Here is a 12,733-nt window from a genome sequence, read left to right on the forward strand (position 1 = left end):
ATAACCCGAGTTGAAACCTTAACGCCATGTTCAGCAAAACACTGACAATGACGGTGGTAATCGCGCTTGCTCTCGCCATGTTGGTGGCTTGGGCCGGGCATACCTATTCGTTATCAGTGACGTCGAAACAGCCAGCCTGGGAGATCGCGCAAGACGCCCATCACTCCCACGGCGAAGAGGCTTCATCCAGCTATTCAAGTCTTTCAGATCACTACCATTCGCCATTGACACCAGATCATCAGCATGAAACGCCGCAACTCACCGCCGCGTTGATGCTGGCAACATCCCCAATGCTACCCATCCGGGTCGATTCGCTTCGACATTTCGTTCCCCTGCCGCCGATATTCTTGATCGAGCGTCCACCCCGTCCTTCGTTCGCATCTTGACCTTGGCCGCACAGCGGCCTTCGATCTCTGCAACGTAGGATTAATCTATGCATTCGTACTCGATGAGCGGCGTTGGCGCATTTACTGCGCCTTCGCACCGCCCACTACTGCTGTTGTTATTCATTGCCGCTGCACTTTTCCTCGGAATGCCCGAGGCGATGGCTCACGCTGTTGCGGAAGGCGATAAGGGCTTCATCCAGGAAAGCTCCGGCGTCATGTTGCTGCCCTTCATCTACATGGGCGCCAAACACATGATGACGGGCTATGACCACCTGCTGTTTCTGTTCGGGGTGATCTTCTTCCTCTACCGCCTGAAAGATGTGGGGCTTTACGTCACGCTATTCGCCATAGGCCACTCGGTCACGCTGCTGCTGGGTGTGCTGACTGAGATCAGCATCAGCTCTTACATCATTGACGCCATCATCGGTTTCTCGGTGGTGTACAAGGCGCTCGATAACCTGGGCGCGTTCCAGCGCTGGTTTGGTTTCCAGCCCAACACCAAAGTGGCCACGCTGATCTTCGGCTTGCTCCACGGTTTTGGTCTGGCGACGAAGATCCAGGAGTACGAGATCTCGCCTGATGGCCTGATTCCGAACCTGATCGCCTTCAACGTTGGTGTCGAGATCGGCCAATTACTGGCCCTCAGCGCGATTCTCATTCTGATGGGGTACTGGCGGCGCACTGGCAGTTTCTGGCGCCACGCCTATACCACCAACGTCGCCATGATGAGTGCCGGTTTCCTCCTGATGGGTTACCAGATCACCGGCCTGTTTGTCTCCGTGTAAGGAATTCTGATCATGTTCAATACTCCGCTTCCCACTGTTAATGAATTGCCCAGCACTCGCAAACTGGTGCGCTCCACTGTCATTGCCCTGCTGACTGCGGTCGGCCTGCTGGTGACAGTGGTCATGCCTTCGGAATATGCCATTGACCCTACGGGTGTAGGCCGCGTACTGGGCCTGACCCAAATGGGCGAATTGAAAATCATCCTTGCCCAGGAGGCTTTGGCGGATGCGGCGCCGCCGCAAGCAGTAACTCCAGCTCCAGCTCCAGCTCCAGCTCCAGCTCCAGCTCCAGCTCCGCAGGTTGCGCAAACCCAACATGCGGCGATACCTGTAGCCCAATCAGCGTCGGTTCCTACCCCAGCTAAAAAGACGAATCAAATGACCGTCACGCTCAAACCGGGTGAAGGGACAGAGATCAAGCTGGAAGTGCTGAAAAACAAGACGGTCAGCTATCAATGGACAGCCGCTGGTGGGCTTGTGAACTACGACACTCATGGCGAGCCCTACAACGGTGAAAAGGGTTACTTCCACAGCTACAACAAGGGCAAACAGGTCAAAAGTGATAAGGGTGAATTCACCGCCATTTTTGACGGCACCCACGGCTGGTTCTGGCGCAATCGCAGCAACAACGTGGTGACCATTTCATTGCAAACTAGCGGTGACTACCTGAGCGTTAAACAGTAATTCAAATACGCGACCGCTGCCCTCACTACCAAAACGTGAGAATCATCCGCACCTCAGACCATTTATTTAATCCATTTTTGAAGAGTTTTCCCATGAAATCCCCAATCACTCTGCTTCGTTCGATGTTCCTGATCTGCTTCCTAGGCTTGATGACGGCCTGCGGCGGTGGCGAAAAAGGCGCAACTTCCGAGAGCGCCGATCACGGCCATTCGCACGAGTAACCCCCTGAAAAGAACAAGGCCGCGATTGCGGCCTCGTTTTTTCTACATGACGAAAATTTCTAGCTTCATATCCCGCAAACAAATGACTGCTTTGAGTCGATTGTCGCCCTTTGGGATGGGCAACAATCGGCCAGGCGCTGTCAGTCGGTATCAATGAAATACGTGGGTGATTCCGATTTTAAATAAACACTGGGAAACACTCGGTTTCGTCTAGGCTTGAATGAAGTCACGCGAGAGAAAAAACACCATGTCCCTGGCTCCCAGAAATCTATTGGTTATCTCTTTAGGTGTCTTTTTTTGCACAGCCGTGTGTGGACTAGCGGTAGCAGACACCGATACCCCAGCGGCAATACTTCCACTGGAATCTGAGACTGCGCCAAAACTCATTGCATATCCGCCGCTTGCCGAGCCGCTTGCCCGCGGTGTTGTCATTATCCAGTATCGAATGGAACACGCCAGGATCATGCCAGTATTTGGCAAAGCGGCTGCTGATGTATCACCACGTCTCGGTCACCTCCACGTGACCGTCGACGACTGGAAAGGAACATGGGCGCACACCAGCGAAGACCCCATTATCCTGGTTGGATTAGCGCCTGGAACTCACAAGATTCTTCTTGAAGTGGCCGACCCGACCCACAAAATCCTCACCAGTACGACAGTGAGTTTTATGGTTCCGTAGAAGAAACCAGCGGACGCTCCCCACCTTGACGATGATCACGCAGTAAAACCATAACTGTCTTCATAGCTGACTGCGCTGGTGTGAGTCGACCCTGTTTTCGAAAACATATCTGACTGACCACTCAGCCAATATCTGCCTTTCGTCACCGTCAGCTATGGGTCGATTTCTGCCCATCGTGACAGACAGTAATCGGCCAGAAACGGTCACACGACAGCACCGTGGACGAAATGCCCTTTCACCCTCGCCCTGGATCGGGCCTCCCCTCCGCAAGGTCAAGGAGTCAACTGATAGGTAGACTGCACCAGACCCGAAGGAAAGCTCCGGCTGGTTACCAGCCTCAATTCAATGTCCTGCGCAAGGGCCCCGAACAATGGTCTGCCCGACCCGATCAGCACGGGAACAGTGGTGATCACCATATCGGCGACTAACCCTTCACGCAGGAATGATTGCACCAACTGCCCGCCATCGACATAGACTCGACGCACGCCTTGCCTCGCCAGTTCCGCCAACAGGTCTGATGGCGTGAGGTTGGAAAAACGCACCTTGCCCTCCAGCGCCTCAGGCACCTGCGAATCGGCCAACTGTTGAGACAACACCACTACTGGCCGGTCGTAGAACCAGGTGTCGAAGGTCTGCACTTTCTCATAGCTCCCCCGCCCCATCACGATCGCATCCTTGTCGGCGATGAAGGCCTGGTAGCCGTGATCCTCGCTCTGATCATCGCGCTGCAATAGCCAGTCGATGTCACCATCGGACCGGGCAATGAAGCCATCCAGACTGGTGGCGATGAAAACATGTGCAGTGGTCATTGGAGTCTCCCTATTTAGACGACGCATGGCTGACCGCAATGAGGACAGCGAAACCACTCTATAGATAAATTTCCTCGCTGGTTATCCAGGCTGCGGATAGAAACCCGCAAGCGTTACAGACGCAAATTGACTATTTACGAGCGGTTGAATCACAGCATTGAGTTCGCTGCGGGAACGCCGGCAGCCCGTACGTCAACGCAAGTTCCAAGGCTGGCTACAAGGGGTATAACTGTCAGTACAACAGCCTGGTCACACAGGACAGGCCCTCCAGAGACAGCGCCCGGGCCAGGCGCCCTCGACGCGGAGCGATGTGATGAGTTGCAGAGCATGGCGATGGGCTCGCAAGAGCCTTCATGGCGGCATCGGGTTGACCTTGCTGGTCGCGCCACTGTGCGCCAGCGCCCTGTTCAGATGCCAGGACAGGGACGGCGCCATCAGCTACCACAGCCAGGCCATCGCCAGTGCCCGCTGCGCTCGCGTGAATGGCATGGCGAGCACCGATGTCAGTGCCGGTGCCAAGGCTACGGCCCTGCCACGGCTTGTGCAGCGCGACGACTCGGGCGCGATGCGGATTCGGGTCTTCACCTTCATGCACAAGGGTGTTCGTCAATACGTGAGCCGGCGCCCCGTCGGGATCTCCGCACGGGTCGATGTGCTTGAGGTGTATTACATCAAGGGCTGCTACCTGTGCACGGCGCCGAAGGATTTCAAGGTCGCCTCGCTGCGCCTGGACACCCGCTCCTATCAGCGCGAGATCGAAGCCGCTTCGGATCAGTATGGTGTCGACAGGGCGCTGGTGCGCGCGGTGATCCATGCCGAATCGGCGTTTCACCCCAACGCCATTTCCGAAGCCGGCGCCCAGGGACTGATGCAGTTGATGCCCGCCACCGCCGAGCGCTTCGCCGTGGACGACCCGTTCGACGCACGACAGAACATTCGTGGCGGCGTGCGTTACCTGGCCTGGCTGCTCAAGCGCTTCAACGGCAACCAGATGCTGGCGCTGGCAGGTTACAACGCCGGCGAAGCGTCCGTGGACGAGTACAACGGGGTGCCGCCCTACGCCGAGACGCAATCCTACGTCACCCTCGTGCAATCCTTGACCGAACGCTATCACAACCATCGCTAGTACCGCAGGGCGCATGCCTGCAATAGCCAATACGCCGGCCCCTACGTGATGGGCGGAAACCGCCCAGTCCTGATGATCCCGTCTATCTCCCCCCCTTCCCCACCGCGCCCGACAGGTCTCACTTGATTCTGAAGTGAAAGGTGTTGCGCACCGACGGCACTGCGACGGCCACACCATCGACGATGCGCGGCTGGTATCGGAAGGTTTGCGCGGCCGCCAGCGACGGACGAATGAACAAGGGGTGACACCCGTCCAGCACTTTAGGGTTTTCGATCTGGCCCTTCGTGTTGACGGTGTATTCGACGGAACAGTCGCCCTCGATATTTTTATCCAGAGCCCGTGCCGGATACTCTGGCGCTTCCTTGCTCAGTGGCAGGTACTGACGGCTGTCCGCTGCGGCTTGTTGGCGGGCGCGCTCGGTGCTCAGTCGGGACTGCTCTGCCTGTTGCGCTTGTTGTTGCGCCTGGCGCTGTCGTTCTGCGGCTTGCTCGCGCGCTCGAGAGGCCTGTTGCTGGCGTTGCTGTTCGGCCTGTTGTTCGCGCTGGCGTTCTTCGACCCGTTTACGCGCCAGGGCAGCCTGTTCGATCTTGCGTGCCTGAATCTGCGGGTCGATCAGCGGTTTGGTCGGCTCGACCGGAACACTCGGTGTCACGGCTGCTGCAGCCGCGACCACAGGCTCGGCCACTGGCATGGGTGCTGGTTCTGACGCAGGCGGCGGGACCGTCGGCGCCAACATCACCCACTGCGTGGTCATGACTTTCGCTGGTTTTACCGCTAGCACTTCGGGGGTCCAGTTGTTGATCAACAACAGCACAACGACGCCATGCAGCGCCACCGCCAGACCCGCCGCAAAGCTGTGCTGCCATAAGTCGCTGCGCTTCATCGAGGTCCATCTCCCGGTCGCCAGCGGTGCAGTGTCGTGCAGGATCATCGTGGTCATTGCGCAGCCTCGGTCACCAGCCCGAGGTTGCTGACGCCGCCCTGTTGCAACGCCGCCATGGCGGCCACGACACTGCCGTAACCTGCGTCGTTGTCCGCTCGGATATACACCTGCGTGTCCTGTCGCCGGGCGATGATCTGCTCAACCTTGGCGCGCAGTTCATCAAGACCCACGGCGCTGTCGGTCTGGTGCTCGGTGTCGAGTTCACCGCCGAGGTTCCAGTAATAGCCGCCCTCGGCTTTCACCGACAGCGTGAGGATCTGCTGGCGCGTATCGTTGGCCAAGGCTTCACTGGCGACCTTGGGCAGCTCGATTTTCACGCCTTGGGTCAGCATCGGCGCGGTCACCATGAAGATCACCAACAGCACCAGCATCACGTCGATGTAAGGCACTACGTTCATCTCGGCCTTCGGCCCATGCTTGCGTTGCGGCCTGACTAGCATCTTGCCTCTCCTTGAAGTCCGTTCAGGCCGCTGTGGCCAGGTTCAACGGCGCGCCGTGCAACGTGCGGTGCAGGCGCACTTGCAGCTCATTGCCGAAGGCGTAATAACGCGTAAGCAGTGTCTGGCTGCGCGCCGCGAAGCGGTTGTAGGCGATCACTGCCGGGATCGCCGCGAACAGGCCAATCGCCGTGGCGATCAATGCCTCGGCGATACCGGGCGCGACTGTCGAGAGCGTCGCCTGCTGCACCTGCGACAGGCCGATGAACGAATTCATGATCCCCCACACCGTGCCGAACAGGCCGATGTAAGGACTCACCGAGCCGACCGTGGCGAGGAACTGCAGACCCTTTTCCAGGCGCACTTCTTCTTCGCTGATGGCGACGTACAGCGCCCGCTCGACGCCTTCCTGCACCGCGTCGGCGTGGTGACCGGCTTGCTGTTTCAGGTGGCAAAATTCTTGAAAACCTGCGCGAAAAACAGCTTCGATCCCGGCCTCCACATCCTTGACCTGTGCAGTTCCACGCAGCAACGGCAGCAACTCCGGTGCACTGCGAAAGCGCTGCATGAAGCTGTTCAACCCGCGCTCGCGGCGGCGCAGCACACGGCTACGCTGGATGATCAGGTACCAGCTGAGCAACGAGGCCAGCAACAGCGTGAGCATCACGGCTTTGACCAATAGACTGGCGTCGCTGATCAGCCCCCAGATCGTCATGTGTTCGAGCGTGGCCTGCATGGTGAAACTCCTTGTGGGTTACGGCGCGACCGTTGATGCGCAACGGTCGCGAGGCTATTCGATGGAAATTTGATGACCGAGTGATGACGGTCCGGATCAGGGCAGCTTCAGGGCTTGGGCGACCTCGGCCCAGGGCACGAATTTAAAGTTCTGGGCTTGCTCGGGCATGCGTTTGCGGCCGTCCTGAACCACCAACATGCCGTGACTCCAGGGGCCACCGAGGTTGACCGAGGTCACCTCCAGACCATCGGTTTCCGACGCGCCGTCGATGCCCGCCGCCGCGTTCAAACCGACCCGGAACGCGCCGTGACTGGCGAACGGCGGCTCAGCGTCGAGCACCAGGTAGCTGTCGTTGCCCTGGCTGGACACCACCAGATAGTCCCGCCCCGCGCTTTGATACAGCGCCAGGCCTTCGACATCCGCCTGCAACTGCGCGCCGACCTTGATCACGCTGGTCAAAGTCGCCGGTTGATCGGCGCGCGCGTCCACGGCCCAGACCCCGACATCCTCTTCACCGAGAAACAGTCGTTGGCGCTGGTCGTCGGCGACACAGCCTTCCGGCTGGCTGTCGACCTTGAACTGGCGCACCAACTCTCCCTGGGCCCGGCCATTGACCGCACTGAGTCGGTATTGCAGGAAGGTGCCGTCCTTGTCGTTGGCAATCGCGTAGATCTCACCGCTGGCCGGTTGAAACAGGCAGATGCCGTAGATGTCTTTGAGCGGCGTGGCCACTTCGCCGATATCGCCCAGCTCGCCGGTGCTACGGTCGATGGTGAACAGGCTGAGGCTGTTGTGATCGCGGTGACTGGCCACCGCCAGGTCCACGGTTTGCTCGCCAAGCTTGAAGTTCGGTCGTACATCGACGTTGTTCAAACGCCCGACGGGCAACTCCTGGAGCAGTTTGCCTTGCAGGTCATACGCCAACAGGCCCTGTTTTTTATTGGTGCCAAGCACACGGCTCAGGGACGGTTGTTGCGGATGAATCCAGATCGCCGGATCGTCCGCAGCATCCCCCTGACGGGCCACCGGATCGGTCTGGACACTCGCTGCCACGCTCGGCAACACCGGCGCCAGCGGTACCGGTCTGGCTTGCCAGTCGATCTGGCCCTGGTACACACGCCCGTCGGCATCGTCGCGAATCAACACCTGCAAACCTTGGTCGGTGTTACGCAGGGCGAGGCCTTCCGGTTCCTTGAGTCCGGACAATGGCAAGGTTGCCTGGGCCGTCCAGCGCTCGCCCTGCTGCTGGTACAGTTTCAGTTGCGCCGCTTCCGGGTCGAGCCCGACAACGCCACCGGGGACCAACGCCAACGCACCGGCAGCGCCTTTGATATCGCCGAAGGGGTCACGCATCGCCACGGGCGTGCGGGTCACATCGGCTTCTGCGTGAGCCGGGTACGCCCACCAACCGACGTTTTCTTCGTTGACGACCAGTTGGTGCGCAGCGTCATCGACCTGACAAAACTGTGCCGACGGCGGCAGCGGCACAGTGCGGACCTTTTGTGCCCCGGCGTTCAGAACGTTGCCGTTGCCCAGCAGCCATTGCTCACCCTTGCCCTCCTCACCCACCAAAAATACAAACAGGTTGCTGGCGTCGTCGCGGTACAGGCACAGGCCATTCACCCCGAAGTCTCGCGTCGGCAAGTACAGCGGCGTGCCCCACGTGCGCCTGGCCGTATCGAGGCCGACCACCAATGCTTGCTGGCGACGGGTGTCGAGGCTGGCGACAAACGCCTGCTGCGCGGTGGCGCGGCTGTCGAGGCTGCTGAATGAACCCTTCATGCGTGCCAGTTCGGCGCCTTTGGCATCCAGCAGCAGCAAGCCATCACGAGGGCTGACCGCCAGGCGTTGATCGGCGGACAGGAACGCCAGTTCCTCGACCTTGAGGTTCGGCGCCCAAGGCGTGAGCGTCAGGCCAGGCGTCGCCGCCAGGGCCTGGTCAGCGGCCAGGCTTATCATTGCAGCCAGCAGCCAATGTGTGTGTCGCAAAGAAATAGTCATGAACAGGCAAAGTCCTTGTCGTGCGTCCATCGCGACGGCAGCACCGGGCTGCCGTCCCGGCTTTTAGAAATGGGTAAAAGTCAGGCCGAGCTTGTAGGTCGGGCCGTACTCTTCGTATTGGCCGTTGTAGGAGCGGTGGCCGGTGTAGACGAAGTACGACTCGTCGGTGAGGTTTTGCGCCTCGAAGCTCACTTGCAGGTTTTTCGTCAGCGAGTAGCGCGCACTGAAATCCACGAAGGTCTGGGAATCGACGTGCAGGTCGTGGGCCTTGTCGTTGATAGGGGCCAACTCGTAGAGGTAGTCCGACTTGTAGTTGGCCGACAGGCGCAGGCTGATTGTGTCGTTTTCCCAACCGAGCATCAGGTTGCCGACCGTGTCCGACTGATTCGGCAGATCGATGCTGCGCTTGAGGTTCGTACCACTGGCGGCGTCGAAGCCCTTGATCTCGGCGTCGGAACGACTGAAGGTGGCGTTAGCCCCGACCAGCAAGCCGTTCCAGGGCGCCGGCAGCCAGTCGAACTGCTGCGAATAAGCCAGTTCCAGCCCGTACAGTTTTGCGCTGTCACCGTTGGCAAAGGTGTGGGCTTCGGCAAAGTCCACCCAGGCGCCGGTGCCTGCCAGATCGGTGTTGTAGACGAAGTTCTTGATGTCCTTGTAGAACACGAAGGCCGAGACCGTGCCCGCACGTCCCATGAAGTGTTCGATACCGAGGTCGAGGTTGCTCGCCTCCAGCGGATTGAGATCAGGATTGCCAAACGTCGCCTCGTCGCCGTCGATGACAAAGCCCGGCGCCAATTGACCGAAGGTCGGGCGCACCACGGTCTTGGTCCAGGCCGCACGCACCTGAGTGTTCCTGTCCAGTTGGTAACGCGCATGCAAGCCCGGCAACCAGTGGTGATATTTACGCTTGGTGTCGGTGGCCTCGAACTCGCCATCGTTGACGCCGGTGCCTTTGGCATCGAAATCGGTGCCCTCGTAGCGCAAACCGGCAATGAACCGCCAGTCGTCGATGTCGAAGGTGTTCATCAGGTAACCGGCGTTGATGTCCTCGCTCATCTTGAAGTCGTTGACCGCCGATTCGACTGGATCGTAGAAGTCGTCCCGGTCCAGCCCGCCGATCAACTGCTTGATCGCACTGCCACTGATGCCCGGCCCGAACTCGCCGAGGCGGTAATCCACCGAGCCTTTGCGGAACTGGCTGAGGTTGAGCTGTTCATCGTTGAACCCCAAGTCGTCGAAGTCTTCGTAGACCCAGGCGTCGAGGTCGTTGTCCTTGTTGCGCCGGCTGACCTTGCCGCCGAACTTGACCTGCGCGGCGTACCCGTTGAGGTCGTAATCCCGGGCCAGGTCCAGGCGCAGGTTTTTCTCGGTGTCGGTGGTGTTCTGTTTTTCCCAGTCGACTTTATCGAGGGTGAAATTGTTCGGGTCGTAGAAACCTTGCCCAATGATCGGCCGCGGCTCGCCGTTGCTATAAAAGCCGCTATCGGTGAAATCGTCATTGGCATCGAACGCCGCGTTGGCGATGTGGCCGGGGCTGTCTTCACTGGAGCGGCTGTAACCAGCCTGGCCGCTGAGGGTCCAGAGACCGAACAGGCGTTCACCGCCCAACACGTAGGACTGGATTTCCTGGGTCTCTTCACGCTGCTTGAGCTTGCGCTTGCCTTGCGCTTCGCCCAATTCACCGGCCGCCTGCGGGTCGGCGAACTCGATGCTGGTGGCGTTGCGGGTCTCGCTGTCCTTGTAACGGCTGTACAAGGTGCGCAGGTAATAGCTGCTCAGGTCATCGGGCTTGTAGTCAAAGTTCAGGCCGCCGCCGGTGCGTTCCCGGCTGATGTCGTAGTCGCGTTGTTCGAACTCTTCCAGGCGGGCACCGCGCTGGAAATCCCAGGCACCGCCGGTTTCGACGTTGTCCGAACCGAAGTCACGCTTCTGCCAGCTCAGGGCTGCCGCCACGCCGAAGTTATCGATACCGTCGCCCAGGCTGAAACGGTCGCTGGCCGCGCCGGAGAATTTCGGGCTGGTCTGGTGGGTGTTCTTGTCGTAACTGGCTTCACTGCTGCCGGTGTAAAACAGCCCCGGGTGATCGAAGGCCGACAGGCTGCGGACATCGACCGTACCGCCCAGGGAGTTGGCATCCATGTCCGGCGTCAGGGTCTTGATCACCGACAGCGATTGCACCAGTTCCGACGGCAACACATCGAGGGCCACGGCGCGGCGTTCACTTTCCGGCGAAGGCACCAGCGTGCCGTTGATGGTGACGCTGTTCAGGTCCGGGCCCAAACCACGCACGCTGACAAACCGCCCTTCGCCCTGATCACGCTCGACACTGACCCCCGGCAGGCGCTGCGCCGCTTCGGCGACGTTCTCGTCGGGCAACTGCGCCATGCCATCGGCATGCACCACACTTTCGATGTTATCCGAGCGGCGCTGCTCCTTGAGCGCCGAATCGATGCTCGCCGCCTGACCGATCACTTCGACATGCTCGACATTGGCCGTGGCGTCTGCCGCGCTCAACCGTTCACTGACCAACGCCATGGTCAACGCCGTGAGCGTGAAACTGAAGATTGCGCCGGTGCCGCGGCGCGGATGACTGCTGCGCTGGTACATGAATGCCCTTCCCCAAAGAGTCCCTTAACGCCAGGCAAGTGGCCCGGCAAGTGGGAGGGCAAGCTAGGCACGGGGCGTGACGGTTCTGTGACAGCACCGGGCGACAAGCCCTTTAAACCGCCTGTTTGCCGGGAATCGGGGGTGGGAATGAGCTGAAATGACCTGCTGGCAATACAGTGAGTCAGCCTGACCTGCTGTTGGATGTGCCCACACCCTTGCAGGAGCGCCGTTCGAAACACGCAAGCGCTCATGGGAACGCGCGGCGCAGCGCTGAAAACACAATTCACGGTGAGCTGATTCGACCTCCCCCTTACTTTCGTACCTCGTCACCCGACTGTCATAAACATCTGCTGTGCTGGCGCGCATCGCTTCCTCATCCAAGGACCGCCGTCATGTTCTCAGTGCTCAAGCCCCACCGTTGGAAACTCACCGTCCTGCTGCTGGCGGCCAACCTCGGGTTGCTGCTGCACCTGGCATGCGGCGATCTGAAAGCCGTCAGTGAGTGGGTCTGGCTGGACATCATTGGCGAAGGCGGCTCGGCGCTGCTGGCCTTGGTCTGGCTGGGGCTGGTGCTCAAAAGTCGCCCCGCTGGACGGGTCACCAACTACCTGGCGCTCGGGCTCAGTTGCATCTTTTTCTCCTGGTGGATCGACAGCCTCGACGAGTTCATCCGCCTGCCCGACAGCATCACCTGGGACCACTGGCTGGAGTCCGGACCGATGCCGGTGGGCATGATTCTGTTGACCATCGGCATCTATCACTGGCATCGCGAACAACTGGCGATCAGCGCACAGATGGAGAAACGCGAGCGGCTGTTTCGCGAACACCGACTGTTCGACAAACTCACGCCGCTGGGCAGTGCCGACTACCTCAAACGGCAACTGGTCGACAGCCTTGACGAAAGCATCAGGCAACAACAACCGCTGTCGCTGCTGGTACTGGATCTGGACAACTTTGCCTCAATCAACCAGAACTTCGGACACGCCGAGGGCGACGCCGTGCTGCAGGCCCTGAGTCATTTGCTGCTGCTCAATCTGCGCCGTCAGGACCTGCTCTGCCGTCTGGCCGGCGACCGTTTTGTGGTGCTGCTGCCCAACACCGGCGAGCGTCAGGCGCAGCTCCTGGCGCAGGAGCTGCAACACGCCGTGCACCGCCTGGCGCACAAGACCCGCCAACATGGCGAACGCCTGCAACTCGCGGCCAGTACGGCGGTGGTGATGGCCCTCGACGAGACGCCCGAAGCCCTGCTTAAACGCCTGAACCTGGCGCTGTCGCGGGCCAGGCAACCGCTCGCCAAAAAAAGCGCCTGAGGCCCGGCG

The 12,733-nt window shown here is 59.9% G+C and carries 13 protein-coding genes; 7 read left to right on the top strand and 6 right to left on the bottom strand.

Annotated features, from left to right (window positions below):
- Positions 1-26: 26 nt before the first annotated feature.
- The 5 genes from NQL71_RS21735 (at position 27) to NQL71_RS21755 (ending at position 2,755) form a co-directional block, all read left to right on the top strand.
- A complete protein-coding gene (locus tag NQL71_RS21735) occupies positions 27-386 on the top strand; it encodes a hypothetical protein (RefSeq protein ID WP_166618889.1) in 360 nt (119 codons plus the stop codon).
- 47 nt (positions 387-433) lie between these two features.
- Complete coding sequence (locus tag NQL71_RS21740; RefSeq protein WP_274643263.1) at positions 434-1,171, top strand: HupE/UreJ family protein; 738 nt, start codon at positions 434-436, stop codon at positions 1,169-1,171.
- Between the two features lie 12 nt (positions 1,172-1,183).
- Complete coding sequence (locus NQL71_RS21745) at positions 1,184-1,855, top strand: transmembrane anchor protein (protein WP_274643264.1); 672 nt, start codon at positions 1,184-1,186, stop codon at positions 1,853-1,855.
- Between the two features lie 92 nt (positions 1,856-1,947).
- Positions 1,948-2,076: a hypothetical protein gene (locus NQL71_RS21750; RefSeq protein ID WP_274643265.1), complete on the top strand. Its 129-nt coding sequence runs from the start codon at positions 1,948-1,950 to the stop codon at positions 2,074-2,076.
- A gap of 247 nt (positions 2,077-2,323) precedes the next feature.
- Positions 2,324-2,755, top strand: a complete 432-nt coding sequence (locus NQL71_RS21755; protein WP_166618892.1) for a DUF6130 family protein — start codon at positions 2,324-2,326, stop codon at positions 2,753-2,755.
- A gap of 272 nt (positions 2,756-3,027) precedes the next feature.
- Here the strand turns inward: NQL71_RS21755 and NQL71_RS21760 are convergent, their stop codons facing one another.
- Entirely contained in the window at positions 3,028-3,564 is a 537-nt protein-coding gene (locus tag NQL71_RS21760) for a dihydrofolate reductase family protein (RefSeq protein ID WP_046815171.1), read from the bottom strand.
- A gap of 313 nt (positions 3,565-3,877) precedes the next feature.
- Here NQL71_RS21760 and NQL71_RS21765 point away from each other — a divergent pair, with 313 nt between their 5' ends.
- Positions 3,878-4,690 (top strand): lytic transglycosylase domain-containing protein, encoded by an 813-nt coding sequence (locus NQL71_RS21765; RefSeq protein WP_274643266.1) that lies wholly within the window; start codon positions 3,878-3,880, stop codon positions 4,688-4,690.
- A 118-nt stretch (positions 4,691-4,808) separates the two neighbouring features.
- Here the strand turns inward: NQL71_RS21765 and NQL71_RS21770 are convergent, their stop codons facing one another.
- From NQL71_RS21770 to NQL71_RS21790, 5 genes are all read right to left on the bottom strand, one after another.
- Positions 4,809-5,630 (bottom strand): energy transducer TonB, encoded by an 822-nt coding sequence (locus NQL71_RS21770; RefSeq protein ID WP_274643267.1) that lies wholly within the window; start codon positions 5,628-5,630, stop codon positions 4,809-4,811.
- Positions 5,627-6,073, bottom strand: a complete 447-nt coding sequence (gene tolR, locus NQL71_RS21775; protein ID WP_046815168.1) for a protein TolR — start codon at positions 6,071-6,073, stop codon at positions 5,627-5,629. Before tolR ends, NQL71_RS21770 begins: the two co-directional genes overlap by 4 nt.
- Before the next feature lie 22 nt (positions 6,074-6,095).
- Positions 6,096-6,806 (bottom strand): protein TolQ, encoded by a 711-nt coding sequence (gene tolQ / locus NQL71_RS21780; protein WP_046815167.1) that lies wholly within the window; start codon positions 6,804-6,806, stop codon positions 6,096-6,098.
- 96 nt (positions 6,807-6,902) lie between these two features.
- Positions 6,903-8,765, bottom strand: a complete 1,863-nt coding sequence (locus NQL71_RS21785; protein ID WP_274643304.1) for a phytase — start codon at positions 8,763-8,765, stop codon at positions 6,903-6,905.
- A gap of 105 nt (positions 8,766-8,870) precedes the next feature.
- Positions 8,871-11,414 carry a TonB-dependent receptor gene (locus NQL71_RS21790; RefSeq protein WP_274643268.1) on the bottom strand — a complete coding sequence of 848 codons (2,544 nt, stop codon included), beginning with the start codon at positions 11,412-11,414 and terminating at the stop codon, positions 8,871-8,873.
- Positions 11,415-11,806: 392 nt separating this feature from the next.
- Here NQL71_RS21790 and NQL71_RS21795 point away from each other — a divergent pair, with 392 nt between their 5' ends.
- Positions 11,807-12,724 (top strand): GGDEF domain-containing protein, encoded by a 918-nt coding sequence (locus NQL71_RS21795; RefSeq protein WP_274643269.1) that lies wholly within the window; start codon positions 11,807-11,809, stop codon positions 12,722-12,724.
- Positions 12,725-12,733: the final 9 nt, after the last annotated feature.

This window comes from Pseudomonas serbica (genome assembly GCF_028823535.1).
GTDB classification, from domain to species: domain Bacteria; phylum Pseudomonadota; class Gammaproteobacteria; order Pseudomonadales; family Pseudomonadaceae; genus Aquipseudomonas; species Aquipseudomonas serbica.

Coding starts and splice junctions, on each gene's coding strand:
- NQL71_RS21735 (WP_166618889.1), top strand. CDS start 27: ATGTTCAGCAAAACACTGACAATGACGGTGGTAATCGCGCTTGCTCTC.
- NQL71_RS21740 (WP_274643263.1), top strand. CDS start 434: ATGCATTCGTACTCGATGAGCGGCGTTGGCGCATTTACTGCGCCTTCG.
- NQL71_RS21745 (WP_274643264.1), top strand. CDS start 1,184: ATGTTCAATACTCCGCTTCCCACTGTTAATGAATTGCCCAGCACTCGC.
- NQL71_RS21750 (WP_274643265.1), top strand. CDS start 1,948: ATGAAATCCCCAATCACTCTGCTTCGTTCGATGTTCCTGATCTGCTTC.
- NQL71_RS21755 (WP_166618892.1), top strand. CDS start 2,324: ATGTCCCTGGCTCCCAGAAATCTATTGGTTATCTCTTTAGGTGTCTTT.
- NQL71_RS21760 (WP_046815171.1), bottom strand. CDS start 3,564: ATGACCACTGCACATGTTTTCATCGCCACCAGTCTGGATGGCTTCATT.
- NQL71_RS21765 (WP_274643266.1), top strand. CDS start 3,878: ATGAGTTGCAGAGCATGGCGATGGGCTCGCAAGAGCCTTCATGGCGGC.
- NQL71_RS21770 (WP_274643267.1), bottom strand. CDS start 5,630: ATGACCACGATGATCCTGCACGACACTGCACCGCTGGCGACCGGGAGA.
- tolR (WP_046815168.1), bottom strand. CDS start 6,073: ATGCTAGTCAGGCCGCAACGCAAGCATGGGCCGAAGGCCGAGATGAAC.
- tolQ (WP_046815167.1), bottom strand. CDS start 6,806: ATGCAGGCCACGCTCGAACACATGACGATCTGGGGGCTGATCAGCGAC.
- NQL71_RS21785 (WP_274643304.1), bottom strand. CDS start 8,765: ATGATAAGCCTGGCCGCTGACCAGGCCCTGGCGGCGACGCCTGGCCTG.
- NQL71_RS21790 (WP_274643268.1), bottom strand. CDS start 11,414: ATGTACCAGCGCAGCAGTCATCCGCGCCGCGGCACCGGCGCAATCTTC.
- NQL71_RS21795 (WP_274643269.1), top strand. CDS start 11,807: ATGTTCTCAGTGCTCAAGCCCCACCGTTGGAAACTCACCGTCCTGCTG.